At 66.7% G+C, this 25,768-nt stretch carries 23 protein-coding genes and 5 tRNA genes; all 28 read right to left on the minus strand.

Translation table 11 applies throughout. From position 1 onward, the window contains the following. Positions 1-14: 14 nt before the first annotated feature. The 28 genes from glyS to CYFUS_RS31870 all read right to left on the minus strand — a co-directional run bounded on the left by glyS (position 15) and on the right by CYFUS_RS31870 (position 25,701). A complete protein-coding gene (glyS, locus tag CYFUS_RS31735; protein WP_095988628.1) occupies positions 15-2,114 on the minus strand; it encodes a glycine--tRNA ligase subunit beta in 2,100 nt (699 codons plus the stop codon). Further along, complete coding sequence (glyQ, locus tag CYFUS_RS31740) at positions 2,104-3,084, minus strand: glycine--tRNA ligase subunit alpha (RefSeq protein WP_095988629.1); 981 nt, start codon at positions 3,082-3,084, stop codon at positions 2,104-2,106. Before glyQ ends, glyS begins: the two co-directional genes overlap by 11 nt. 84 nt (positions 3,085-3,168) lie before the next feature. Beyond that, the gene (locus tag CYFUS_RS31745) at positions 3,169-4,179 is read right to left on the minus strand and encodes a carbohydrate kinase family protein (protein ID WP_095988630.1); all 1,011 of its coding nucleotides are present in this window, start codon (positions 4,177-4,179) and stop codon (positions 3,169-3,171) included. Positions 4,180-4,202: 23 nt separating this feature from the next. After that, positions 4,203-4,937 carry a DNA repair protein RecO gene (gene recO / locus CYFUS_RS31750; protein WP_095988631.1) on the minus strand — a complete coding sequence of 245 codons (735 nt, stop codon included), beginning with the start codon at positions 4,935-4,937 and terminating at the stop codon, positions 4,203-4,205. A gap of 3 nt (positions 4,938-4,940) precedes the next feature. Further along, positions 4,941-5,330, minus strand: a complete 390-nt coding sequence (locus CYFUS_RS31755) for a helix-turn-helix domain-containing protein (RefSeq protein WP_095988632.1) — start codon at positions 5,328-5,330, stop codon at positions 4,941-4,943. 18 nt (positions 5,331-5,348) lie between these two features. After that, positions 5,349-6,098, minus strand: a complete 750-nt coding sequence (tgl, locus tag CYFUS_RS31760) for a social motility TPR repeat lipoprotein Tgl (protein ID WP_095988633.1) — start codon at positions 6,096-6,098, stop codon at positions 5,349-5,351. Positions 6,099-6,127: 29 nt separating this feature from the next. Beyond that, positions 6,128-6,592: a social motility and stimulation tgl protein gene (locus CYFUS_RS31765; RefSeq protein ID WP_095988634.1), complete on the minus strand. Its 465-nt coding sequence runs from the start codon at positions 6,590-6,592 to the stop codon at positions 6,128-6,130. Between the two features lie 21 nt (positions 6,593-6,613). Beyond that, the gene (locus CYFUS_RS31770) at positions 6,614-7,285 is read right to left on the minus strand and encodes a hypothetical protein (protein ID WP_095988635.1); all 672 of its coding nucleotides are present in this window, start codon (positions 7,283-7,285) and stop codon (positions 6,614-6,616) included. 78 nt (positions 7,286-7,363) lie between these two features. Further along, on the minus strand, positions 7,364-8,104 hold the full coding sequence (locus CYFUS_RS31775) for a lytic transglycosylase domain-containing protein (RefSeq protein WP_095988636.1): 741 nt from the start codon (positions 8,102-8,104) through the stop codon (positions 7,364-7,366). Continuing rightward, positions 8,104-8,448: a hypothetical protein gene (locus CYFUS_RS31780; protein ID WP_095988637.1), complete on the minus strand. Its 345-nt coding sequence runs from the start codon at positions 8,446-8,448 to the stop codon at positions 8,104-8,106. Before CYFUS_RS31780 ends, CYFUS_RS31775 begins: the two co-directional genes overlap by 1 nt. Before the next feature lie 307 nt (positions 8,449-8,755). Continuing rightward, entirely contained in the window at positions 8,756-12,973 is a 4,218-nt protein-coding gene (gene rpoC, locus CYFUS_RS31785; RefSeq protein ID WP_095988638.1) for a DNA-directed RNA polymerase subunit beta', read from the minus strand. 104 nt (positions 12,974-13,077) lie between these two features. After that, positions 13,078-17,304 carry a DNA-directed RNA polymerase subunit beta gene (gene rpoB / locus CYFUS_RS31790; protein ID WP_095988639.1) on the minus strand — a complete coding sequence of 1,409 codons (4,227 nt, stop codon included), beginning with the start codon at positions 17,302-17,304 and terminating at the stop codon, positions 13,078-13,080. A 179-nt stretch (positions 17,305-17,483) separates the two neighbouring features. Beyond that, positions 17,484-17,864: a 50S ribosomal protein L7/L12 gene (rplL, locus tag CYFUS_RS31795; RefSeq protein WP_095988640.1), complete on the minus strand. Its 381-nt coding sequence runs from the start codon at positions 17,862-17,864 to the stop codon at positions 17,484-17,486. Positions 17,865-17,955: 91 nt separating this feature from the next. Further along, positions 17,956-18,477: a 50S ribosomal protein L10 gene (gene rplJ / locus CYFUS_RS31800; RefSeq protein WP_002628237.1), complete on the minus strand. Its 522-nt coding sequence runs from the start codon at positions 18,475-18,477 to the stop codon at positions 17,956-17,958. Between the two features lie 418 nt (positions 18,478-18,895). Next, on the minus strand, positions 18,896-19,609 hold the full coding sequence (rplA, locus tag CYFUS_RS31805; RefSeq protein ID WP_002628236.1) for a 50S ribosomal protein L1: 714 nt from the start codon (positions 19,607-19,609) through the stop codon (positions 18,896-18,898). 42 nt (positions 19,610-19,651) lie between these two features. Beyond that, positions 19,652-20,095 carry a 50S ribosomal protein L11 gene (gene rplK / locus CYFUS_RS31810; protein ID WP_002628235.1) on the minus strand — a complete coding sequence of 148 codons (444 nt, stop codon included), beginning with the start codon at positions 20,093-20,095 and terminating at the stop codon, positions 19,652-19,654. Positions 20,096-20,200: 105 nt separating this feature from the next. Continuing rightward, on the minus strand, positions 20,201-20,743 hold the full coding sequence (gene nusG, locus CYFUS_RS31815; protein WP_095988641.1) for a transcription termination/antitermination protein NusG: 543 nt from the start codon (positions 20,741-20,743) through the stop codon (positions 20,201-20,203). Continuing rightward, a complete protein-coding gene (gene secE / locus CYFUS_RS31820) occupies positions 20,743-21,186 on the minus strand; it encodes a preprotein translocase subunit SecE (RefSeq protein ID WP_095988642.1) in 444 nt (147 codons plus the stop codon). The genes nusG and secE overlap by 1 nt, the downstream gene beginning before the upstream one ends. Positions 21,187-21,274: 88 nt before the next feature. Then, positions 21,275-21,350: transfer RNA gene (locus CYFUS_RS31825), tRNA-Trp, on the minus strand. A gap of 27 nt (positions 21,351-21,377) precedes the next feature. Then, on the minus strand, positions 21,378-21,542 hold the full coding sequence (gene rpmG, locus CYFUS_RS31830) for a 50S ribosomal protein L33 (RefSeq protein ID WP_002628232.1): 165 nt from the start codon (positions 21,540-21,542) through the stop codon (positions 21,378-21,380). Positions 21,543-21,637: 95 nt separating this feature from the next. Then, on the minus strand, positions 21,638-22,828 hold the full coding sequence (tuf, locus tag CYFUS_RS31835) for an elongation factor Tu (RefSeq protein WP_071900191.1): 1,191 nt from the start codon (positions 22,826-22,828) through the stop codon (positions 21,638-21,640). 16 nt (positions 22,829-22,844) lie between these two features. Continuing rightward, positions 22,845-22,920, minus strand: a tRNA-Thr gene (locus CYFUS_RS31840). Between the two features lie 22 nt (positions 22,921-22,942). Continuing rightward, a tRNA-Gly gene (locus tag CYFUS_RS31845) sits at positions 22,943-23,018 on the minus strand. Positions 23,019-23,027: 9 nt separating this feature from the next. Further along, positions 23,028-23,110: transfer RNA gene (locus tag CYFUS_RS31850), tRNA-Tyr, on the minus strand. A gap of 87 nt (positions 23,111-23,197) precedes the next feature. Then, positions 23,198-23,270: transfer RNA gene (locus CYFUS_RS31855), tRNA-Thr, on the minus strand. A gap of 128 nt (positions 23,271-23,398) precedes the next feature. Next, positions 23,399-24,217, minus strand: a complete 819-nt coding sequence (gene rlmB, locus CYFUS_RS31860; RefSeq protein ID WP_095992354.1) for a 23S rRNA (guanosine(2251)-2'-O)-methyltransferase RlmB — start codon at positions 24,215-24,217, stop codon at positions 23,399-23,401. 6 nt (positions 24,218-24,223) lie between these two features. Beyond that, positions 24,224-24,673: a hypothetical protein gene (locus CYFUS_RS31865; protein ID WP_095988643.1), complete on the minus strand. Its 450-nt coding sequence runs from the start codon at positions 24,671-24,673 to the stop codon at positions 24,224-24,226. 74 nt (positions 24,674-24,747) lie between these two features. Further along, positions 24,748-25,701, minus strand: a complete 954-nt coding sequence (locus CYFUS_RS31870; RefSeq protein ID WP_095988644.1) for an ATP-grasp domain-containing protein — start codon at positions 25,699-25,701, stop codon at positions 24,748-24,750. Positions 25,702-25,768: the final 67 nt, after the last annotated feature.

Raw genomic sequence — 25,768 nt, forward strand, 5'->3', positions numbered from 1 at the left:
CTGTCTGGCGGCGGTCAGGCCTCGGACTGGATCTTCGAGAAGTCGGCCACCTGGTTGAACAGCGTGCCGACCTCCGTGAGCAGCCGGATGCGGTTCTCGCGCAGATCGCGATCCTCGGCCATCACCATGACCTTGTCGAAGAAGGTGTCCACGGTGGGCTTGAGGCCGGTGATCTCCTGGAGGGCGCCGGAGAAATCATCGGCCTTGACCCGATCGCCCACGCGGGTGCGCGCCTGGACGAAGGCCGAGTGGAGCTGGCGCTCGGCGTCGTCGGTGAAGCGCTGGGAGTCGACGCCGCCGCGGCTCACGTCCTTGCCCTGCTTCTCGACGATGTTGACCACGCGCTTGAAGGCCACCGCCAGGGGAGCGAAGTCCGCCTGCCCCACGATGCTGGCGAGCGCCCGGAGGCGCTTGTGGGCGGACACGAGATCGTCGTAGCCGGCGGCGAGCACCGCCTCCACCACGTCCGTGCGGTACTGCTCCGTCCACAGCGCCTTGAGGCGGCCGCGGAAGAACTCGAGCACCTGCTCGCGAGCGGCGGGCTCGCCGGCCTTGCGCTTGACGTTGGCGAGCTTCGGCGCGAGCTGCTCGAGCGCCGCGTCCACCGCCTGGGACAGCGAGAAGCGGTAGCCCCGGTCCAGCACGATGCGGATGGTGGTGAGGCACGCGCGCCGCAGGGCGAACGGATCCGCCGCGCCGCTCGGCCCCTTGCCGATGGCGAAGATGCCGCACAGGGTGTCCAACCGGTCGGCGAGGCCCACCAGGGCTCCGGCGTCCTGCGTGGGCAGGGAGTCCTCGGCCGAGCGCGGCAGGTAGTGCTCGAAGATGGCCAGGGCCACCGCCTCCGGCTCACCGCTCGCGCGGGCGTACTCGCGGCCCATGACGCCCTGCAGCTCGGGGAACTCGCCCACCATGCCGGTGACGAGGTCCGCCTTGGACAGGGTGGCGGCACGCTCGATGGTGGACTGGAGCCCACCATGGCCCGTCCACGCCGCCAGCTTCACGGCCAGCGAGCGCATGCGCGCCACCTTCTCCGCGTAGCTGCCGAGCTGGCCCTGCCACACCACGCGCGCCAGCTTCTCCGTGCGCGCCTCGAGCGGCGTCTTGCGGTCCTCGTCGAAGAAGAAGCGCCCGTCGGCCAGACGCGAGCGCAGCACGCGCTGGTAGCCGCGCAGGGACAGGTTCACGTCGCGCACCGGCGTGTTGGACACGGCGATGAAGCGCGGCAGCAGCTTGCCGTTGGCATCCACCACGGAGAAGTAGCGCTGGTGGCTCTTCATCTCCTGCACCAGCACCTCGGGGGGCAGGTCCAGGTGCCGCTCCTCGAAGGAGCCCACCACCGGGTTGGGCAACTCCACGAGGTTGGTCACCTGATCCACCAGGGACTCGTCCTCCAGCAGCTTGCCACCGGACTGCTGGGCCGCCGCGCGCACCTTCTCCAGCACCGAGGCGCGGCGCTTGGAGAAGTCCGGCACCACGTTCGCCTTCTCCAGGGCGGCCTCGTAGTCCGAGGGCCGGGCGAGCTCGATGGCCGCGGGCGACAGGAAGCGGTGGCCATAGGTGGTGCGGCCGCTCTTCACGTCACCGAGCACCACCGGCAGCACCTCGCCGCCCAGCAGCGCCACCACCCACTGCACGGGCCGCGCGAAGGCCTGGTCCACGTCACCCCAGCGCATCGTCTTGCGGAAGCTGATGCCATGCACCGCCGCGTGGAGGATGTCCTTGAGGATGTCCGCCGCCGGGCGGCCCTTCTCCTCCACCTTGGCGCCCAGGTACTCGCCCTTGGGCGTCTGCACGCGCAAGAGGGCGTCCACCGCGACCTTCTGGCTCTCGGCGAACTTCTCCGCCGCCTTGGTGGGCTTGCCGTCCTTGTCGAAGGCCGCCTTGACGCTGGGGCCGAGCACCTCGCGGGTGATGTCCTCGCCCCGCTCCGCCACGCCCTTCACCCACACCGCGAGCCGGCGCGGCGTGCCGTAGGTGCGCACCTCGCCGAGCTGGAGCCGGGCCTCGGCGGCACGCTCGGTGATGATGCGCTTGAGGTCCTCCAGCGCGGGGAGGATGAACGAGGCGGGGATCTCCTCGGCGCCGATCTCCAGCAGCAGTTCACTGGCCACGGGCCACCTCCGCCTGCTCGGGCTTGTTGAGCGTCACCGTCTTCCAGTAGTCGCTAGCCGGCTTGCCCTCGAGCACTGGCGGCTGCTCGCCCACGGTCCAGGGCGTCTTGAGCAGCGGGTAGCCGAGCTTCTCACGCATCTTCAGGTAGCCCTCGGCGCACAGGCGCGCGTTGTCGCGCACGCGCTTGATGAAGTTGGCGCGCTCGGTCACCGAGATGGCGCCCCGCGCGTCCAGCAGGTTGAAGGCATGCGAGCACTTGAGCGCGTAGTCATACGCGGGCAAGGGCAGCTCGCGCTCGATGAGGCGCTTGCACTCCTTCTCGTAGGAGTCGAAGAGCGCGAAGAGCATCTGCGCGTCCGACTCCTGGAGCGCGTAGCGGCTCATCTCCACTTCGTTCGGGTGGAAGACCTCGCGGTACTTCACGCCCTTGACCCACTCGATGTCGTAGACGTTCTCGACGTTCTGCAGGTACATGGTCAGCCGCTCGAGGCCGTACGTGAGTTCCGCCGACACGGGCTTGCACTCGAAGCCACCGCACTGCTGGAAGTAGGTGAACTGGGTGACTTCCATGCCGTCACACCACACCTCCCAGCCCAGGCCCCAGGCGCCCAGCGTGGGCGACTCCCAGTCGTCCTCGACGAAGCGGATGTCGTGGTCGAGCGGATCCATGCCGATGGCGCGCAGCGAGTCCAGGTAGAGCTGCTGGACGTTCTTGGGCGCGGGCTTGAGGATGACCTGGAACTGGTGGTGCTGGAACAGGCGGTTGGGATTCTCGCCGAAGCGGCCATCGGCGGGACGCCGCGAGGGCTGCACGTAGGCCACGTTCCAGGGCTCGGGGCCAAGGGCACGGAGGAAGGTAGACGGGTGCATGGTGCCCGCGCCCACCTCGAGATCATAGGGCTGGTTGATGATGCAACCCTGCTTGGCCCAGTGGTTCTGGAGCGTGAGGATCAAATCCTGGAAGTACATGGCGCCGCGGACCCTAGTGATGGGGTCCAGGAGCGTCAAGAACGGCCCGCATGCTCCGTGTCCTATCCGAAAGCGACAGGCACCTCAGGAGGACTGCTCGCGCAACCACCCGGGCATGGCGGAAGCCACCTCGGCCCCGGTGGGCAGGCCCGCCACGGCCCCCAGGTGCTCCACCACGCGCGAGCCCACCACGCACGAGAAGCGAACCAGGTCGGTCAGCTCCTCGAGGGACGCCCGCTCCAGCGCCGCCGCGTCCGGGTAGCGCCGCGACAGCCCCCGGAGCAGACCCGAGGTGAAGCCATCCCCCGCCCCGGTGGTGTCCACCACGCGCGCCCGGGGGGCCTCCACGTGCACCACCTGACCCTTCCAGAGGAAGACGGCGCCCGCCTCGCCCCGGGTCACCACGGGCAGCAACACGCCCAGGCCCGCCAGGTGGTGCAGGGCCTCCACGGGCCCCGGCTGCCCGGTGGCGAAGGCCACCTCCTCCTCGGACAACTTCACCAGCGTGCAGCGCGGCAAAAGCCGCCCGAGCAGCTCGCGCAGCACCTGGGGCTGCTCCCAGGCATGGATGCGGATGTTGGGGTCACAACTCACGATGCGCCCCGCCGCGCGCGCCGCCTCCACGCCACGCAACATCGCCGCGCGCGCCTCGGGCAGCGCCAGGGAGTTGGTGCCCAGGTGCATCACCCGCGCGCGGGCGAGGAAGGCGGGGTCCACGTCCCGCTCGGCCAGGAGGAACTCGGCCGAGCGCGTGCGGAAGTAGCAGAAGCTGCGCTCGCCCTGTGCGTCGAGCGAGATGAAGACGAGCCCCGTGCGGCCCTCGGTCGTCTGGCGCAGGCGGCTCACGTCGACGCCCTCGGCGGCCAGGCGCTCGCGCAGCAGGTGGCCGAACTCGTCCTCGCCCACCACGCCCACGCTGGCCGAGCGGCCTCCCAGGCGCGCCACGCCCACGGCGACATTGGCCAGCGAGCCGCCGATGCCCGGGGTCCACGAGGCCACGTCCCGCACGCGCTCACCGGCGCGCGTGGGGAGGAAGTCCACCAGGCACTCGCCCACACACACCACGTCGAACGCGGCCGCCTCGTCCTGCGTCATGTACCGCCTCCTGACCGCCGCCGTCAGTCCAGCCCCACCTGGGCCATGAAGTCCACGCTCTTGAGGCGGCGGCCCAGGTGGTGGGAGATGAAGAGGTTGAGCAGCGAGCGCGCCCGGGCCCGGAGCTCCGCGGGCAGCGGGGTGCGCTCGCCGTCCTGGAGCGCCCGGAGGCCGGAGAGCAGCTCGGCGGAGATGGCCACCGCGTCACGCGCCCGGACCGCGCACGCCTCGCACACCGCGCCGCCGTGGGCCTGATCGAAGCGGGGCCGCTCACCCGGAGGGCCGCCGCACAGCGAGCACGAGTCGAAGCGCGGCATGAGGCCCGCGTGGGCCAGCGCCGACAGCTCGAAGGCCAGCAGCGAGGTGGGGCCCGCCTCCTTCGCATCCAGCTTGTGCAGGTAGCCCTCGAGCAGCGCGAAGAGCTCCGGGTGGGGCTCGTGGTCGCGCGTCAGCTCGCGGCACAGCTCCACGGCGTAGAGGGCCCGGGCGATGAGGGGCAAGTCCGCGCGTGCCGCGTAGTAGCCCGCGACGATGTCGGCCGAGTCCAGACGCACCGTGGCGCCCCGCGTCTCCACGAGCTGCACGCGCAGGCGCATGTAGGGCTCCAGCGCGCCAGCGAAGCGGCGTTTGCTCTTGCGCGCCCCGGCGGCGAAGGCCGTCAGCTTGCCGTGCTCGCGCGTGAGGAGCGTGACCAGCCGGTCCGCTTCCCCATAGTCCACGGTGGAGAGGACCAGCGCCTCGTCAGTGTATCGATCCATGCGTCAGGGGCGGGGCTGCGGCAGCGCCACCTTTCCAGTCACCACCAGGGCCGCGAACACGCCGGCGGCGAGCACCAGCAGCACCACCGCGAGAATCAACCAGGCGCGCCTTCGCCGCTCACGCTCCAACGTCACGGGACTGGGCTCGGGAGCCGCCTTGTCCACCTCCTCGTAGCGGAGGATGGCCTCCTCGGGCGCCAGTCCGATGACGGTGGCGTAGGAGCGGATGTAGTTGACGATGAAGACCCGGTTGGGCAGCCGCTCGATCTGCCCTTCCTCCAGGGCGGCGAGCAGACTCGGGGAAATCTTCGTCACCCGCGACACCTCGTCACGGGACAGGCCGCGCAGCTCACGTTGCTGGGACAGATATCTGCCGAATTCGACGTAATCCACGGGGATGGGACTCGCTGGTTACAAGGCCTCGAGCAGGCGGTGGCAATCGTCCTTGAGGTTCTGGCTCGTCGCCTTGGCCTCGCACGTGGTGAAGCTCTGCTTCGCCTCCTCCAACTTCCCCTGCTTCACCAGGCAGGCCCCCTCACGCAGGTGGGCATCCGCCACCTCCGGGCAGGCCTCACGATAACGGCCCAGGTAGCGGCATGCCTCGGAAAGCTCGCCGCTCTCCTCGTAGATGGTGCCCAGGTTGCGGTAGCCCAGGCAGAAGCCGGGATTGATCGTCACCGCCGCCTTGATGTTCTGCACCGCCCGCTCCTTGTCGCCCTTCTTGTACTGGGCCCACCCCAGGTTGCTCTGCGCGATGAAGGGCGTGGGATAGAGCATGTCGTTGAGTACCTGCTCGTACAGGGGAATGGCCTCGTCATAGCGCGCCTGGGACAGATAGACATTGGCCAGGTTCGTCTTCGCCTCGGAGAAGGTCGGACGCAGCGCCAGGGCCTTCTGGTAGTGCACGATGGCCTCCTCGGGGCGGTTGAACGACAGGTGCAGGAGGATGGCGATGACGTGGTGCGCCTCCGGGTAGTCCGGATTGAACTCCAACGACTTCTGGAGTTCCATGTAGGCAGCCTGCACGTTGCCGGCGTGCTGGGCCTGCAGGGCCAGCTCGTAGTGGATCTCGGCGCCCTCGCGCTCCTTGTCGGTGGGGACATGCTTGCAGCCCACCAGCAGGAGCGCGAGGAACCAGAGGGAGGAAGCGCGGGAGAGCATTCGGGGGGATCTCGTCACGGAAGGGGGAATCAGAAGGAGGCCAGCAGGCGGCCGAGGTTCGTCGAGGCCGTGCGCTTCTCGTCGGCCCGAGTCCGGGTGCCCGGCGCCAGCTTGGGGTCCTTGTAGAAGACGGGCAAGCTCTTCAACAGCTCATCCTGCTGCGCGGTGGACAGGGAAGCGTAGTGCGCGTTGTCCATCATGAAGCCCATGGACTCCACGAAGGCGAGCGCCTCGGCCTCATGCTGTTGGGTTTCCTCGAGGCTCGTGCCGCGACGCGAGGGGGCGTACACGGCGCAATCCCTGGCCTCGGACAGGAACAGGTAGATGAAGACGGCGAAGCCACTCCCGCCGCGCAGGCCCACCACGAAGGCCTGCGCGGGCCCCGCGGGCTTGCCGGGAATGGCCAGGTGGGGCGAGTTGATGGACTGGTGCAGCAGCACCACCTGCTCCCGCGCCGCGGGCAGACCTCGGAATCTATCGTCGATGACGAACATGCTTGGGCACCATCCCCCGCGCTAGCGCGTGGTGAGGATGAACTCCTCGGTCACGTCCTCGGTCTGCGCGGCGTTGCGCTGGAAGCGGATGAGGGGCTTGTCGAGCATCACCCGGCCACCGCCCTCGTTGCCCTCGCCGATGATGACCTCGAAGACGTGCTCGGCGGACTCGCTGCGCCGCGGACCCGTCACGACCTTGGACGCCATCAGCCGCACGGTGTTCTTTCCGGGCCGCAGGTAGCGGGTGAGCTCCGTGATGACCTGCCCCTCGCCATTGCGCAGCTTGCGCACCCACGCGGAGTTGATGAACAGGTCGATGTCGTACTCCGTCTTGCCCTGGGCGGACTGCTCCGTCACCAGCCAGTAGCGCTGGGTGATGCGGGTGGGAGCGGTGGGCGCCGGAGCCGGCGGGGCGGCGGGAGCCACCGGAGCGGCCGTGGGAGCGGGTGCCACGGGGGCCACCGGAGGGGGCGCGGGAGCGGGTGCCACTGGCGCGGGCACGTCCATCGTCTTGACGGTGTAGCCCGGGGCGACGATGTGGACGTTGCCCTGATCATCGAGGCGGACGGAGGAGACCTTGTCGAAGGTCTGGTTCGTCAGGCCGTCGATGCGCACCCCATTGAGGAACACCGAGGCGAGAGCCGACAGGGGCAACAGAGCCGAGAGGATGAGAGCGGAGATGACGCGGCGCATGCGGTGATGGACTCCTCCTGGAACAGAGCGATAGCGCACCCATCCGGGACGGACAAGCACGCGCCCTCTCCACGCGCGCTAGGGGCCCTTCACCTCGGGCGAGGGCTCCTCGGACTCCCTCTGGGCCATGGCCCAATCGCCGCCCAGCCCCTCCCCTTCCCGGAAACGCCTGAAGTCACGGCGGACCGCACGTGGGTAGCGGCGGAAGGTGTCCAGCTCGCCCGCCTTCTTCGCCAGCCAGATGCGCGTGGGGCCGGCGTTGTAGGCCATGAGGGCCAGATCCAGATCCCCGAAGCGATCATGCAGCGTGCGCAGGTAGCGGATGCCCAGGCGCACACCCAGGGCGGGGTCCGCGGCCACCTCCTCGCGCGACAGCCGCAGCCCCTCCTTCTCCGCGAGGAAGTGCAGCGTGCTGGGCTTGATCTGCATCAGCCCCCGCGCCCCCTTGTCGGAGATGGCCTCTTCCGTGAAGTCCGACTCCACGTCGATGAGCGCCAGGATGAGCAGCGGATCATACCCCGCCTTGCCCGCCTCCTCGGCGATGGCGTGGACGAGCTGCCGCCGCAGGGTGAGACCCAACTCCGGAGCACGCTTGGCGAGCACCGCGTCGATGAGCGCCGCGTCGGGAGGCGCTGCTTCGAAACGGGAGGACTCGGCCGTGCGGGGCGCCTCCGGAGGGGTGAACAGCGGCACCGCGCGGGCGGACAACACCAGGGCGACCCCGGCCACCAGGGGGAGCTTTCCACACCCGGCGCCCAGCGCGTGCAAACCGCGGAACAGCCCCTCGGCCCAACGCTGACGGGTCGAGGGGGTGGGCATCACTTGCTCTGCCCCATGGCGTCGATGCGCTCGGCCAGTCGGATGAGCCGGGTCTCGATGTCCTGGATCTGATCACGCCGCGGAATGATGAAGCCCGATAGAGCGCGCCGAACTCCCTCCTCCACGTTGTGCTCGAGGTCCTTGCGGTGGCCCGTCAGCCGGTCCGTCAGCAGCCGACCCTGGCGCGCCACCTCGTCCTGGCTCCAGCCCGCCAGGTCGGCCACTCGCTGCGCACATCGCGTGGCCTCGTCCTCGGCGGTAGATACGGCCAGCAGGGCCTGGCTCCACACGCGCTCGAACGTCTCCGCCAGGGGGTACTTCTGGGAGATTTCCACGTTGTCCATGACACACTCTCCAGCATGGCCGTCCCGACCCGGGGCCAGGACGGCGGGGGGGGTAAGGAGCGATCGAGCCAACATGCACTCGATCGTGTGAAACACCGCTCACGCTCGCCGAGCTGCTTGCTGCGACCACTGCTGGATGTTCGCCCGGGATGCGCACGGGTCGATCTCCATCAATTTTACGAATTAGTGCAACCAGCTTACCCGGGTCAAGCTGTAAAACTGTTGAAAGTCATAAAAAAAACCGCCACTCCCGGGGAGAACCGGAGTGGCGGCTTGGAACTTCCCTCAACGTGACGAGGAGCGAGGGCTAGGCCGCCCCGCTGCTCTGGGAGCCCTCGGAGCGGCTGCCCGAGGACAGGGGCGGCACGAGGTCGTCCCCGTGAGTGGCGGCCAGGGCGGCCTCCATCTCGGAGATCTCGTCGGCGGGGCTCTCCACCTCGATGTCGAGGTGCTTGTAGTTGGGCAGGCCCGTACCGGCGGGGATGAGGCGGCCCATGATGACGTTCTCCTTGAGGCCGCGCAGGTAGTCCACCTTGCCGTTGATGGCGGCCTCGGTGAGCACTTTGGTGGTCTCCTGGAAGGACGACGCGGAGATGAACGACTCGGTGGAGAGCGAGGCCTTGGTGATGCCGAGCAGCAGGGGCTCACCGACGCCCGGACGCTGACCGTTGGCCATGACCTTCTCGTTCTCCTCCTCGAACACCCACTTCTCGACCTGCTCGTCGACGAGGAAGCTGGTGTCGCCCACGTCGGTGACGCGCACGCGGCGCAGCATCTGCCGGACGATCACCTCGATGTGCTTGTCGTTGATCTTCACGCCCTGCAGCCGGTAGACCTCCTGCACCTCATCCACGAGGTAGCCCGCGAGCGCCTTCTCGCCGAGCACCTTGAGGATGTCGTGCGGGTTGGCCGAGCCATCCATGAGCGCCTCGCCGGCCTTGACGCGGTCGCCGGCGTGCACGCTGATGTTCTTGCCCTTGGAGATCAGGTACTCCTTGGCGAGGTCCGTGCGCAGCTCGCCGCCCACCTCGGGGGTGATGATGAGCTTGCGCTTGCCCTTGGTGTCCTTGCCGAAGGAGACCACGCCGTCGATCTCGGCGATGGACGCGGCGTCCTTGGGCTTGCGCGCCTCGAACAGCTCGGCGACGCGCGGCAGACCACCCGTGATGTCCTTCGTCTTGGTGGTCTCGCGAGGCACCTTGGCGATGACCTCACCGGCGTGGATCTCGTCGCCGTCGTTGACGGTGATGATGGAGCCCTGGGGCAGGAAGTAGCTCGCCTGGCCCTTGGAGGACACCAGATCCTTGAGGTTGCCGTTCTCGTCGCGCAGCGTGATGTGCGGACGGGCGTCGGGGTCCTTGGACTCGATGACCGTCTTCCGGGTGAGGCCCGTCACCTCGTCGAGCGACTCGTTCATCGTGACGCCTTCGATGATGTCCTCGAAGCGCACGATACCGCCCACCTCGGTGAGCAGCGGGATGGCGAACGGATCCCACTCGGCCAGGAGCGTGCTGGTCTCGAGCTTCTGGCCTTCCTTCACGAGGATGCGCGCGCCGTAGATGACCTGGTAGCGCTCGCGCTCGCGGCCGCTCTCGTCGACGATGACGAGCTCGCCGTTGCGGTTCATCGCGACGAGGCTGCCGTCCTTCCTCTGCACCGTGTTGAGGCCGGAGAACTTCACCGTACCGGGGTTGCGGTTCTCGAGGCTGGACTGCTCGGCGCGCCGCTGCGCCGCACCACCGATGTGGAAGGTGCGCATCGTGAGCTGGGTACCCGGCTCACCGATGGACTGCGCCGCGATGACGCCCACCGCCTCGCCCACGGCCACCTTGCGGCCGCGAGCCAGGTCACGGCCGTAGCACTCCACGCAGATGCCGCGCTTGGCCTGGCACGTGAGCACCGAGCGGATCTTCACGCGATCCAACCCGCTGTTCTCGATCTTCTTGACGCGGTCCTCGTCGATCTCCTCGTTGGCGCGCACGAGCACGTCGTTGGTCACCGGATCGAGGATGTCGTCCAGGGCCACGCGGCCGAGGATGCGCTCGCCGAGCGCCTCGATGATTTCACCGCCCTCGACGAGGGCGCCGATGAACAGACCGTCCATGGTGCCGCAGTCGTACTCGTTGATGATGGCGTCCTGGGCCACGTCGACGAGACGGCGGGTGAGGTAGCCGGAGTTGGCCGTCTTGAGGGCCGTGTCCGCCAGACCCTTGCGGGCGCCGTGGGTGGAGATGAAGTACTGGAGCACGGAGAGGCCTTCACGGAAGTTGGCCGTGATGGGCGTCTCGATGATTTCACCGGAGGGCTTGGCCATGAGGCCGCGCATACCGGCGAGCTGGCGGATCTGCTGCGCGCTGCCGCGGGCACCCGAGTCGGCCATGATGTAGATGGGGTTGAAGGAGGGCTGCTTGCGCGTCTCGCGCTTGCCGTCCTTGTCGCCCACGGCCTCTTCCTGGGAGATCTGCTGCATCATCTCGGCGGCCACCTTCTCGGTGATCTCCGCCCAGATATCGATGACCTTGTTGTAGCGCTCGCCGTCGGTGATGAGGCCCTCGAGGTACTGGTTCTCGATCTCCGCCACTTCCTTGCCCGCGTACTCCAGGAAGGTCTGCTTCTTGGCGGGGATGATCATGTCCTTGAGCGCGATGGAGATACCGGCGCGCGTGGCGTTGGTATACCCGAGGCTCCGGATGCGATCGGCCAGGAGCACCGTCTCCTTCTCGCCGGTGAGGCGGTAGCAGAGGTCGATGAGGCCGCCGAGCGACTTCTTGTCGAGCACCTTGTTGATGGCGTCGAAGCCCACCTTGCGCGGCACGATGTCCCAGAGCAGGACGCGGCCGACGGTGGTCTCCTTGCGCTTGCCGAGGATGCGACAGACGATCTTCGCCTGCAGGTGCACCTCGCCGTGGTCGTACGCGGCACGCACCTCGTCGGGCGAGGCGAACACGCGACCCTCGCCGTGGGCGAACTCACGCGCGCGCGTCATGTAGTAGATGCCGAGCACCATGTCCTGCGTGGGGACGATGATGGGCTTGCCGTTGGCGGGGCTGAGGATGTTGTTGGTGGACATCATCAGCACGCGCGCCTCCATCTGGGCCTCGATGGACAGCGGCACGTGGACGGCCATCTGGTCGCCGTCGAAGTCCGCGTTGAACGCGGCGCACACGAGCGGGTGCAGCTGGATGGCCTTGCCCTCGATGAGGACGGGCTCGAAGGCCTGCATGCCCAGACGGTGCAGCGTGGGGGCGCGGTTGAGGAGCACCGGGTGCTCGCGGATCACGTCCTCGAGGATGTCCCAGACCTCGGGACGCTCCTTCTCCACCATCTTCTTGGCGCTCTTGATGGTGGTGACGTAGCCCTTCTCTTCGAGCTTGTTGTAGATGAACGGCTTGAAGAGCTCGAGCGCCATGATCTTGGGCAGACCGCACTGGTGCAGGCGCAGCTCGGGGCCCACCACGATGACGGAGCGGCCCGAGTAGTCCACGCGCTTGCCGAGCAGGTTCTGACGGAACCGGCCCTGCTTGCCCTTGAGCATGTCGGAGAGCGACTTGAGCGGCCGCTTGTTCGGGCCGGTGATCGTCTTGCCGCGGCGGCCGTTGTCGAACAGGGCGTCCACGGCCTCCTGGAGCATCCGCTTCTCGTTGCGGATGATGATGTCCGGGGCGTTGAGCTCCTGCAGCCGCTTGAGGCGGTTGTTGCGGTTGATGACGCGGCGGTACAGGTCGTTGAGGTCGGACGTGGCGAAGCGGCCGCCATCGAGCGGCACCAGGGGGCGCAGATCGGGCGGGATGACGGGGATGACGTCGAGCATCATCCACTCGGGCTTGTTGCCCGACATGCGGAAGGCCTCGGCCACCTTGAGGCGCTTGGCGTACTTCTTCTTCTTGGCCTCGGAGTTGGTCTCGCGCATGTCGCGGCGCAGGTCCTCGGACAGGCGCACCACGTCCAGGGCCTTGAGCATCTCGCGCACGGCCTCACCGCCCATGCCCGCGCTGAAGGAGTCCTCGCCGTGCTCTTCGTAAAGCCGGTGGAGCTTCTCCTCGCTGACGAGCTCGCCCTTCTGCAGGGGCGTCGCCTTGGGATCGATGATGATGTAGCTCTCGCAGTACAGGACCTTCTCGAGCTCCTTGAGCGTGATGTCGAGCAGGTTGCCGATGCGCGAGGGCAGCGACTTGAGGAACCAGATGTGCGCCACGGGCGTGGCGAGCGTGATGTGGCCCAGGCGCTCACGGCGCACCTTGGACTGGATGACCTCCACGCCGCACTTCTCGCACACGACGCCGCGGTGCTTCATGCGCTTGTACTTGCCGCAGTTGCACTCGTAGTCCTTCACCGGGCCGAAGATGCGGGCGCAGAACAACCCGTCCCGCTCCGGCTTGAAGGTGCGGTAGTTGATCGTCTCGGGCTTCTTCACCTCGCCATGCGACCACTGGCGGATCTTGTCCGGCGACGCCAGCGCGATGCGGATGGCGTTGAACGAGAGCGGATCCTTCGGCTTCTCGAAGAAGTTGAAAATGTCCTTCACGTTGCCTCCGAACTTCTTTGGAGCGCGTGAGCGCTTATTCGTTTCACCCTCCCGCCAGCGCCCGCCCGCTCAGGGAGCGGGCGCCGGGGGGAAGGCACGCTGAACTAGGCCTCGGTACCGGTCTTCACGCGGTCGTCGCTGTCGCCGCCGCCGAAGTCCCCCGAGAACGAGCGCTGCCGCTCGGGCGGAGCACTCTCCAGCAGCTCCACGTCCAGGGCGAGCGACTGGAGCTCCTTGAGGAGCACGTTGAACGACTCGGGCAGACCGGACTCGAGGACGTTGTCGCCCTTGACGATCGCCTCGTACATGCGCGTGCGGCCCACCACGTCGTCGGACTTGACGGTGAGGAACTCCTGGAGCGTGTACGCGGCGCCGTAGGCCTCCATGGCCCAGACTTCCATCTCTCCCAGACGCTGACCGCCGAACTGCGCCTTGCCGCCCAGGGGCTGCTGGGTGACGAGCGAGTAGGGCCCGATGGAGCGGGCGTGGATCTTCTCGTCCACCAGGTGGTGCAGCTTGAGCATGTACATGACGCCCACGGTGACGTTCTGGTCGAACGGCTCACCGGTGCGGCCGTCGAAGAGCACCATCTGGCCGGTGCGCGGCAGACGGGCCTCGTCGAAGAGCGAGTGGATCTCCGTCTCGCGCGCGCCGTCGAACACCGGCGTGGCGACATGGATGCCCTTCTTGAGGCGCTGGGCGAGGCTCTTCACCTCGTCGTCGGACAGGCCGTCCACGAACCGGCCGAAGGCCGCGTCGTCGTAGACCGTCTTGAGCTGCTTCTTGAGGTTCTCGCCGCTGTAGTTCTCCTCGATGTAGCGCTGCAGCTGCTCGCCCACGCCCTTGGCGGCCCAGCCCAGGTGCGTCTCGAGGATCTGCCCGATGTTCATGCGCGAGGGCACGCCCAGCGGGTTGAGCACGATGTCCACGGGACGACCGTCCTCGAGGAACGGCAGATCCTCCTCGGGGAGCACGCGCGACACCACGCCCTTGTTTCCGTGGCGGCCGGCCATCTTGTCGCCCACGGCCAGCTTGCGCTTGATGGCGACGTACACCTTCACCATCTTGATGACGCCCGGCGGGAGCTCGTCGCCCTTCTTGATGCGAGCGATCTTCTCACCGAAGGCCAGCTTCACGGCCTCGGTGGTCTCCTCGAGGTTGCGCAGGATGTCACGCAGCTTGCCGTCGAGCGGGTCACCGACGGAGATCTCCGTCCAGTACTTGTAGGGCACGGTGGCGAGCAGCTCGTCGGAGACGATGTCGCCCTTCTTCAGCAGGATCTTGCCCTTGTCGTCCACGAGCTTGCCCTGGACTTCCTTCGTCCGGAGCATGGTGCGGATGCGGTTGTAGGCGCTGTCGCGCAGGACCTTGATCTCGTCGTTCTGGTCCTTGAGGAGCTTGGCCTCCTCCATCGACTCGATCTGCTTGGCGCGCTCGTCCTTCTCCACGCCCTTGCGGCTGAAGACCTTGGCGTTGATGACGGTGCCCACGACGCCCGGAGGCACGCGCAGGGAACTGTCGCGCACGTCGCCAGCCTTCTCACCGAAGATGGCGCGCAGCAGCTTCTCCTCGGGGGAGAGCTGGGTCTCGCCCTTGGGAGTGATCTTGCCCACCAGCACGTCGCCGGGCTTCACCTCGGCGCCGATGCGGATGATGCCGCTCTCGTCGAGGTCCTTGAGGGCCTCCTCACCCACGTTCGGGATGTCGCGGGTGATCTCCTCCTTGCCGAGCTTGGTGTCGCGCGCGATGCACTCGAACTCCTCGATGTGGATGGACGTGAAGACGTCCTCCTTGAGGATGCGCTCGGAGATGAGGATGGAGTCCTCGAAGTTGTAGCCCTGCCACGGCATGAACGCGACGACCACGTTCTGGCCCAGCGCGAGCTCGCCCGTCTCGGTGGCGGGTCCGTCCGCGATCACGTCGCCCTTCTTCACCTTGTCGCCCTTGCGGACGATGGGCTTCTGGTTGAGGCACGTGTTCTGGTTGGAGCGCTGGTACTTCAGGAGGTTGTAGATGTCGACCTCGCTGGAGATGTCGAAGGCGCCCGCGGCGGAGTCGGCCTTCACCACGATGCGGCCAGCGTCCACGCTCTCCACGATGCCGTCACGGCGGGCCACGCACGTGACGCCGGAGTCGCGGGCGACGATCGCCTCGATACCGGTGCCCACGAGCGGAGCGGCGGTGCGCAGGAGCGGCACGGCCTGACGCTGCATGTTCGAGCCCATGAGGGCGCGGTTGGCGTCGTCGTTCTCCAGGAACGGGATGAGCGAGGCGGCCACCGACACGAGCTGGTTGGGCGACACGTCCATCAGGTCCACGTCCTCGGCCTTGGCCTGGACGAACTCACCGCCGCGGCGCGAGGACACGAGCGCGTTGACGAACTTGCCCTTGGGATCCGTCTCCGCGTTGGCCTGGGCGATGGTGTGCTTCTCCTCCTCGAGCGCGGAGTAGAAGGCCACGTCGCCGGTCACCGAGCCGGCCTCCACCTTCTTGTACGGCGTCTCGACGAAGCCGAACTCGTTGACGCGGGCGTAGGTGGACAGCGACGCGATGAGGCCGATGTTCGGACCTTCCGGCGTCTCGATGGGGCAGATGCGGCCGTAGTGCGTCGGGTGCACGTCGCGCACCTCGAAGCCCGCACGCTCGCGGGTGAGACCGCCGGGCCCGAGCGCGGACAGACGCCGCTTGTGGGTGACCTCGGACAGGGGATTCGTCTGATCCATGAACTGCGACAGCTGGCTGGATCCGAAGAACTCCTTGATGACGGCCGTCACGGGCTTGGCGTTGATGAGATCGTGAGGCATGAGCGTCTCGATCTCCTGGAGGCTCATGCGCTCCTTGATCGCCCGCTCCATGCGCACCAGACCGATGCGGTACTGGTTCTCCAGGAGCTCGCCCACCGCGCGCACGCGCCGGTTGCCGAGGTGATCGATGTCGTCGATCACACCCTTGCCGTTCTTGAGGTCCACCAGGTAGCGGATGACCTCGAGGATGTCGCGCTTGGTGAGGATCTGCCCGTCGAGCGGCTCCTCGAGGCCGAACTTGAAGTTCAGCTTGAGGCGGCCGACCTTGGACAGGTCGTAGCGCTCGGGGTTGAAGAACAGGTTGCTGAAGAGGTTGGTGGCCGTCTCGGGCGTCGGAGGATCACCCGGGCGCAGGCGGCGGTAGATCTCCATGATCGCCTGCTCGGGGGTCTCGATCTTGTCCATCATCAACGTCTCACGCAGGTAGGGACCCACGTTGAGGTTGTCGATGAAGAGGACCTTGAACTCCTTGATGTCGCGCTTGAGGAGCTCGTCCACCTTCTCCTGGGAGACCTCCTCGTTGCACTCGAGGATGACCTCGCCGGTGTTCTCGTCCACCACGTCGTAGGCGGACACCTTGGTGAAGAGCTCGTCCGCGTCGATGGGGAGCGTCTTCATCTTGGCCGCCTCGAGCTTCTTGATGGCGGCGCGGGTGAACTTGCGGTTCTTCTTGACGATGATGTCGCCCGTCTTCGTCTTGATGTCGCGCGTGGCGCGCTGACCGGGCAACAGCTCCAGCTCCACCGACTTCTCGAACTCGGTGTTGCCCTGGAGGTAGATGGTCTCCGTGGCGTAGTAGTAGTTGAGCATCTCCTCGGTGGAGCCGCGGAACTCCAGAGGATTCTTCTTGGCCGTGTCGGGCACCGCGCCCAGGGCGCGGATGAGCACCGTGGCCGGCAGCTTGCGGCGCCGGTCGATGCGGACGTAGAGGATGTCCTTGTGGTCGAACTCGAAGTCGATCCACGAGCCGCGATACGGGATGATGCGGGCGTTGTAGAGCAGCTTGCCGGACGAGTGGCTCTTGCCCTTGTCGTGGTCGAAGAAGGCACCCGGGCTGCGGTGCAGCTGGCTGACGACCACGCGCTCGGTGCCGTTGATGATGAAGGTGCCGTTCTGGGTCATCAGCGGGATTTCGCCGAAGTAGACCTCCTGCTCCTTCACGTCGCGGATGGACTGGGCGCCGGTCTCCTCGTCCTTGTCCCAGACGACCAGGCGCACGACGACCTTGATGGGCGCCGAGTAGGTCATGCCACGCTGGTGGCACTCATCCACGTCGTACTTGGGCTTCTCGAGGTGATAGCTGACGAACTCCAGCGAAGACGTCTCGTTGAAGTCGCGGATCGGGAAGACCGACTTGAAAACTCCCTGCAGTCCGAGGTCCTCACGCTTCTCGGGCGGAATATCCGCCTGGAGGAACTTCTCGTAGGACTGCTTCTGGATGTTGATGAGGTTGGGAATGTCGATGGTCTTCGCGATCTTCGCGAAGGTCTTCCGCACGCGGAAGTTGTTCTGGATCTGCGTCGGCATTCAAACTCCGGGGCGAGCAAGCTCGGGCGGGACGAGCTTGGATAACGCGCAGCGGCAGCGGGAAATTTAGAGATACGGAAAGGGCAAAGCCGGCGCACCCTTTCCGGGCACGCCGGCCTGCTCAACCGGTCAGGAGGCGCCGGGAATTTCCCGAAACCCGACGCCTGCCCGAGAACGAACTACTTGATCTCGACAGTGGCACCAGCGGCGACGAGCTGGTCCTTGATCTTCTTGGCGTCGTCCTTGTTGACGCCCTCCTTGACGGTCTTGGGAGCGCCCTCGACCAGGTCCTTGGCCTCCTTCAGGCCCAGGCCGGTGATCGCACGGATCTCCTTGATGACGTTGATCTTGTTCGCGCCGGCGTTGGCCAGCACGACGTTGAACTCCGTCTTCTCCTCGGCGGGAGCGGCGGCGGCGGCGCCACCACCAGCGGGGCCAGCGGCCACGGCCACGGCGGCGGCGGAAACGCCCCACTTCTCCTCGAGCTTCTTCACGAGCTCGGCGGCCTCCATGACCGTCAGGGAGGAGAGCTGGTCGATGATCGTGTTCAGGTCAGCCATGTGAATGTCCTTCTTTCAACTTGTAACGGCCCCTCTTCCTTCCGGAACGAGTGGGACCAGAGGTGTGCGGTGGGTTGGCTACTGGAATCGGTTACTTGGGCTGCTGCTTGTCCACGTTCGCCTGGAGCACGCGGGCCAGCTGGGAGCCAGGGGCCGCGATGGTGCGAACGAGCTTGCCGGCCGGCTGGTTGAGCATGCCGAGCAGCTGGGCGCGGAGCTCGGGCAGACCGGGCATCTTCGCCAGGGCCTTGACACCCTCGGCGTTGACGCGGCGGCCCTGCACGGACGCGCTGCGGACCTTGATGGTCTCGAGATCCTTGATGAAGTCCGTGAGGATCTTCGCCGGGGCCACGACATCGTCGTAGCTGATGGCGATGGCCACGGGACCCACGAAGTCCTCGGCGATGACCTCCACCGGGGTACCCTTCGCGGCGCGCTTGGCCAGCGTGTTCTTCAGGACCTTGTAGTCCACCTTGCCGTCGCGGAACTTCTTGCGCAGCTTGGTGACCGTCTCCACGTTCAGCTTGGAAAACTCAGCGACGATCGCGGTCTGAGCCCGCGAGAACTTCTCGTTGAGCTCCTTGATGAGTTCTTCCTTCTCGCTCTTGATCACTTGGTTTCACCTCCTCACGACGCCCACCCGAGGGTGGGCTGGATTACCTGGGCCACGCAGGGTGGCAGAGCGAGAGGAGCCTCGAGAGGCACCACACCGCACCTCCAGTCTCGGCAGGGTGGCTCGGGTGAGCCGTTTGAACCCGGTGGACTGCCCGCGCCTCCGACCGGTTGCCCGGTTGCCAACGGAGAGCACGCGCCCCGCTCCGGATCCCTGCTGTCTGGGACCAGGGATGTCTGAAGCGCGTCGTCTCATCGACGTGGCGCTTCAATTGCAAAAGCCGGGGCGCTATACCCGCGGCTTCGCAAAACGTCCAGCAAATTGTGATGGGGATGGTCGCGAACCAACGGGGCGGACTTCGTGAACCGAAGCCACACCCCCTCGTCAGGACTCCGCGACCACCCTAGCCTACCCTTGACTACCGGTGACGGGCGAGGATCTCGGTGGTGTCGATCTTGATGCCCGGGCTCATGGTGGCGGAGATGGCCACGCCCTTGAGGTAGACGCCCTTGGCGGTGGCCGGCTTGAGCTTCATGACCAGGTCCACCAGGGTGTTGAAGTTCTCCTGGAGCTTCTCCGCGGGGAACGAGGCCTTGCCGAGCTTGGCGTGGATGATGCCCGCCTTCTCGGCGCGGAACTCCACCTTACCGCCCTTGGCGTCGCGCACGGCCTTGGCCACGTCCATGGTCACCGTGCCCACCTTGGGGTTGGGCATGAGGCCGCGGGGACCGAGCACCTTACCGAGCCGGCCGACCACGCCCATCATGTCCGGGGTGGCGATGACGGTGTCGAAATCGAGGAAGCCGCCCTCGATGCGCTTGGCGAGGTCGTCGCCGCCCACCACGTCGGCACCCGCGGTCTCCGCGTCGGTGGCGCGCTCGCCCTTGGCGAACACGGCCACGCGCACGGTGGCGCCCGTGCCGTGGGGAAGGACCACGGCGCCACGGACCATCTGATCCGCGTGCTTCGGGTCCACGCCCAGGTTGAGCGCGACCTCGACGGTCTGATCGAACTTGGTGCCGCGGAGGGTGGTGGTCTCCTTCAGGGCCTGGAAGCCCTCGGCGATGTTGTAACGCTTGTTGCGGTCCACCTTCTCGGCGGCAGCGCGGAACTTCTTACCGGACTGAGGCATGGGGAAAATCCTCTTGATTCAAAAGGGTGAAGGTGGAGGGGACTAGACGATCTCGATGCCCATGGAGCGCGCGGTGCCGGCGATGGTGCGCTGGCAGGCCTCCAGAGAACCGGCCGTGGTGTCCTCGAGCTTCTTCTTGGCGATCTCCTCCAGTTGCTTCTGGGTGATCTGCCCCACCTTCTCCTTGCCCGGCTTCTTGGCGCCCGAGCCCTTCTTCTTCTCGGTGTGCAGGCCCGCCGCCTTCTTGATGAGCACGGCCGCCGGAGGCGTCTTCAGGATGAAGGTGAAGGAGCGGTCCTGATACACGGTGATGATGACCGGGATGATCAGACCTTCCTTGGCCTCCGCCTGCGTCTTGGCGTTGAACTGCTTGCAGAACTCCATGATGTTCACGCCCTGCTGACCGAGCGCGGGGCCGATCGGCGGAGCGGGGTTCGCCTTGCCGGCGGGAATCTGCAGCTTGACCTGTCCTGTGACCTTCTTCATCGGCTGACGACTGCCTTTCGAATGGGTGGTTGTCGCGGCCCGCTTGACAGGCGGGCCTCCCACCCCGGGGATCCCCGGTGCGTGAGCGACCGGGGAAGACTGCGACTAACCGGTGGTCTTCTCCACCTGCATGAAATCCAGCTCCACCGGCGTGGCACGGCCGAAGATGCTGACCAGCACCTTCACGCGGCCCTTCTCGGCGTTGACCTCTTCCACGGTGCCATTGAAGTTGGCGAAGGGGCCGTCGATGACGCGCACGGTGTCGCCATCGGAGAACTGCATCTTGGGCTTGGGCTTGAGCGTGCCCTCGGAGATCTGCGAGGTGAGCCGGGCCACCTCGGCATCCGAGATGGGGGTGGGCTGCTCGTTCTGCGCCGCGCCGGGGAAGCCCGTGATCTTCGGGGTGTTCTTCACCAGGTGCCAGGAGCGATCATTGAGCTCCATCTGCACGAAGATGTAGCCCGGGAAGAACTTGCGCCGCGAGGTCTTCTTCTCGCCCTTCACCATCTCGACGACCTGCTCCATGGGGATCAGGATCTCGCCGAACAGCTCCTGCAGGTTCTCGAGACGGATGCGCTCCTCCAGGCTCTTCTTCGCCTGGTTCTCGAAGTTGGAGTAGGTGTGGACCACGTACCATTTCATCGCCATTACAACTTCCCCCAGATGGCAGGAATCCACTCGACCATGAGGTTGTAGGCGAGGGTGTCGATGCCGAAGAGGAGGATCGCCGCGACGATCGACGCGACGATGACGGCCATGGTCGACGCCTTGGTCTCCTCCCAGGACGGCCAGGTCACCTTCATCAACTCCGAGGCGACCTCCAGCGAGAGCACGTGCGTCTTGGGGTGCACGTAGGCCCCCACCACGAGCCCCGCGGCGATCACGAAGCCCAGGAGCGTCGAGACCGTCCAGTCGAGACCGTCGACGATGACGGGATCGCTCCACCCCACGCGCGCCCAGATGAGGCCGCAGACGTGCTCCAGGAAGAACGCGAAGATGAGACCCGCGATGAGGAAGAAAATGACCACGAGCCGCTTCGGATCCATTCCCGAACGGTTGGCCTGCTGGCTGGCCTCTGATGCCGCTGCCATGATTCCTCGCTGACTGAGTGCGACTGGATACCGGAAAACACAGGAACCCCCGGTACGTGGGTACCGAGGGTCCCTGCAACTAAACAACTGGCAGGCCAGGAGGGATTCGAACCCCCAACACGCGGATTTGGAGACCGCTGCTCTACCGTTGGAGCTACTGGCCTAAAGAACACCCGACCAAAACAACCGACCTAGACCTTACCTTCCTTATGGACGGTATGCTTGCGCTCGCGGGGGCAGTACTTGCTCAGCTCGAGCTTGTCCTGGCTCTTCCGCTTGTTCTTGGTCGTGAAGTAATTCCGCTCCTTGCAGGTCGTGCACTCGAGCGAAATGATGCTGCGGTTACCCTTGGGCATGGCTTGGACTCGATAAGCACGAGGGGAAGGCTGCGCGAACAGCTTCCCCTCGGGGTTGACTCACTGGAGAGGCGGGCGGAAAGCCCGCCAGCCAACTAGGCGATGATCTCGGCGACCACGCCGGCGCCCACCGTGCGGCCACCCTCACGCACCGCGAAGCGCAGCTCCTTCTCCATGGCCACCGGGGTGATCAGCTCCACCTCGATCGCCACGTTGTCGCCCGGCATCACCATCTCCACGTTCTCCGGCAGCTTCACCGTGCCCGTCACGTCCGTGGTGCGGAAGTAGAACTGGGGACGGTAGCCCTTGAAGAACGGGGTGTGGCGGCCGCCCTCTTCCTTGCTCAGCACGTAGATCTGAGCCTTGAACTTGGTGTGCGGGGTGATGGAGCCCGGCTTGGCCAGCACCTGCCCACGCTCCATGTCCTCGCGCTTCAGACCACGCACCAGCGCGCCGATGTTGTCGCCCGCCCGGCCCTCGTCCAGCAGCTTGCGGAACATCTCCACGCCCGTCACCACCGTCTTCTGCGTGGCGCGCAGACCCACCACTTCCACTTCCTCGCCCACCTTGATGATGCCGCGCTCCACGCGGCCGGTGGCCACCGTTCCACGGCCGGCGATGGAGAACACGTCCTCCACCGGCATCAGGAAGGGCTTGTCCGTGGCGCGCTGCGGCGTGGGGATGTAGCTGTCCACCGCCTCCATCAGCTTCAGGATGGCCGGCTCGCCAATCTCCGAGGTGTCACCCTCGAGCGCCTTGACGGCGCTGCCCGGCACGATGGGGATGGTGTCGCCCGGGAACTCGTACTTCTTGAGCAGGTCGCGCACCTCCATCTCCACGAGCTCGCGCAGCTCGGGGTCGTCCAGCAGGTCCACCTTGTTCAGGAAGACCACGATGTAGGGCACGCCCACCTGGCGCGCCAGCAGGATGTGCTCGCGCGTCTGGGGCATCGGGCCGTCCGCCGCCGACACCACCAGGATGGCGCCGTCCATCTGCGCCGCGCCCGTGATCATGTTCTTGACGTAGTCGGCGTGCCCCGGGCAGTCCACGTGGGCGTAGTGCCGGTTCTTCGTCTTGTACTCCACGTGCGCCGTGGAGATGGTGATGCCGCGCTCGCGCTCCTCGGGGGCCTTGTCGATCTGGTCGTACGCGAGGAACGTCGCGCCGCCCGTCTTCGCCAGCACCTTGGTGATGGCCGCCGTGAGGGACGTCTTGCCGTGGTCAACGTGGCCGATGGTGCCGATGTTGACGTGCGGCAAGCTTCTGTCGAACTTCTCCTTGGACATAACGCACCTCGAAAAATGGAGCCCTGAACCAGGATTGAACTGGTGACCTCATCCTTACCAAGGATGCGCTCTGCCAACTGAGCTATCAGGGCTTGTATTTGCGACTGCAACAACTGGAGCGGGAAATGGGATTCGAACCCACGACATTCAGCTTGGAAGGCTGACGCTCTACCAACTGAGCTATTCCCGCGATTCTGAGTGGAGGGGGTTGGATTCGAACCAACGAAGGCGTGAACCGGCAGATTTACAGTCTGCTCCCTTTGGCCGCTTGGGTACCCCTCCGTACCGCTCTTCAACTACCGCAGAACCACCGTTTCTTCCTACTGCTTTCTTCTGCTTCCGGGCCCTCACCCGCGGCCCCTCATCCCTGGCCGGCGGCGGGATTTGAACCCGCGACCTACTGATTACAAATCAGTTGCTCTACCGACTGAGCTACACCGGCATGCGGCACTGCCCGGCTGCTTCCCCGACCCGCCCGTCCATTCGCCGGGGAGCCACCTGCCGTCCCCGTCGAGGGGCGCCCTTGTAGAGGCCCCCGCCATCCAAGTCAAGCAGTTTGCGCCGGGGAGTTTACTTCGTGGCACCCGGGCGCGCGCTGCCCCGCTGGCGGGCGGCCTCGTATAGCAGAATCGCCGCCGAAACCGACGCATTCAGCGAGCCCACCTGGCCCAGCATCGGAATCTGCAGGCGGAAGTCGCAGTGCTCGAGGACGCCGGGGCGAACCCCCGCCCCCTCGGCCCCCACCACGACCGCCAAGGGCCCATCCAGCCGCGCGCTCCACAAGGGGATCTTCGAGTGGGGGTCGGCCGCGGCGATCCACACGCCCGCTTCCTTCAACTCCTCCAGGGTCCGCGACAGGTTGACCACCCGCGCGATGGGGCAGTGCTCCACCGCCCCCGCGGAGGCCTTGGCCACCACGCCCGTCACGGGAACCGCCCGGTCCTTCGCGATGACCACCCCATGCGCCCCCAACGCATGCGCCGAGCGGATGATGGCCCCGAAGTTGTGCGGATCCTGGATGCCGTCCAGCACCACCCACAGGGCCGGCCGCTCGCTCCGGGCGGCTGACTCGAGCAACTCGGAGAACTCCGCGTACTCGAACCCCCGGAGCTCGGCCACCACGCCCTGGTGCACGCCGCCCTCGGCCATCGCCGCCAGGCGCTCGCGTGGCACCCGCTCCACCCGGATCCCCGCCTCCCGGGCGCGGCTGAGTATCTCCGCCGCGGCCTTCGCCGCCAGCTGTCCCTCGGTGATGAAGAGCCGCTCCACCCTCTGGGCATGGGCACGGAGCGACTCGAGGACCGGATTCACTCCGTAGACGTGGCGCTGCTCGGCGCGCTCGCGCTCCGTGCCCCGCTCACTGCCCCTCGACGACGGACGCTGGCGCACCACGGGCTAGAGAACCTCGACGGGCACGGAGAACGTCTTCTTCTGCCGGGCACACAACTGCTCCGTGCAGATGAAGAAGGTGAGCTTCGCCTCCACCGTGCCCTTGCCGACAGCCGTCGCCGTGAACGGCACCTCGAAGCGGGGATCCACGAAGGCCTGTCCCTCGACCTTCTTCGCCACCGAGTCCTTCAACGCGAGCGTCTTCTGGGTGAAGGAGAGTTGCGCCCCCTCGAGCTCCAGCTTCAGCGGCGCCTCGTCGGACACATGCGCGCCCGGCTTGCTCTTGATGGCCAGCACGAACGTGCCCTGCCCACCCGTCTTGAGCTGCGTGGACGAGCCCGCGGTGCTCACCTCGTAGAGCGTGGCGGGATCCACGGGGGCTTCGGCGTGGCCCTGGGTGCAGGCGAGGGCCACCACCGCGGCGGCCAGGGTGCTGAGGGGTCGGATGTGCGGCATGGCGTGGTCTCCTGGGCTGTCCAGCGCCGCCCCTATATCACCCACCCTCCCCCGCTCGCAGGCCTCTTTATGGTTCAACCCTCGGCCTTGGATGCCCGCTTGCGCCGCGGCACGGCCGTCGACCGCGCCTCGGAGGACTCCACCCCGGAGTTCCCCGCCGCCAGTTGCTCGGCGCGCTCGATGATGATGCGGGCCAGGTCCTGCCCCGTGGCCGACTCCATCTCCGCGAGGGCTGGCGAGCTGTTGACCTCGAACACCTTGGGGGGGCCCTCTGGCACGTCGAGCAGATCCACCGCCGCGACCTCCAGCCCCACCAGCATGGCCGTCCGCTCCGCCGCCACCCGCTGGGACTCGGTCAATTGCAGCGCCTCCAGCCGCGCGCCCCGGTTGAGCGTGTAGGAAAGCCGCCCCACCCGTGGCCGGCGCCGTACCGCCGCCACCGCCCGCCCCCCGACCACCAGCACCCGCACGTCCTTGCCCGAGTGCTGCACGTACTGCTGGACGATGAGGTTGTGTCCCAGGCCCAGGATGGCCTCGAGCGCGGCTTCCAGGGACTGGAGGCTCTCGCACACCATCACCCCGCGCTTCTCCTGGCCCTGCAGCAGCTTCACCAGGACCGGCACGCCCCCCACCAGCCCCACCATGGCCTTCAGGTCCGCCGCGTCCCGCGCCATCACCGTCGCCGGGATGTCGATGCCATTGGCCGACAGCAACTGCAGCGAGCGCATCTTGTTGCGCGACTCGGAGATGGCGCGCGCCGTGTTCACCAGCGGAACCCCGCCCATCGCGAACTGGTTCACCACCGCCAGGCCGTAGTTGTTGATGGACTGCGCGATGCGCGGAATGACCACGTCGCAGGGCGACAGCTTGCGGCGCCGGTAGTACAGGTTGGCGCGCCGCCCATCCAGGTGCATCTCCACCCGCACCGGGTTGAGCACACGCACCTGATGCCCTCTCGCGCGTCCGGCCTCGACCAGACGCTTGGTGGATGAAATGGAGGCGGAGCGCGAGAGGAGGGTGATCTTCATGGGGGCCGGGCCGGAGGCGGCGCAGACATAGCCCCGCCCCCTCACCACGTAAAGCCACCCCTGGGAA

Source organism: Cystobacter fuscus (assembly GCF_002305875.1).
GTDB classification, from domain to species: Bacteria; Myxococcota; Myxococcia; order Myxococcales; family Myxococcaceae; genus Cystobacter; species Cystobacter fuscus_A.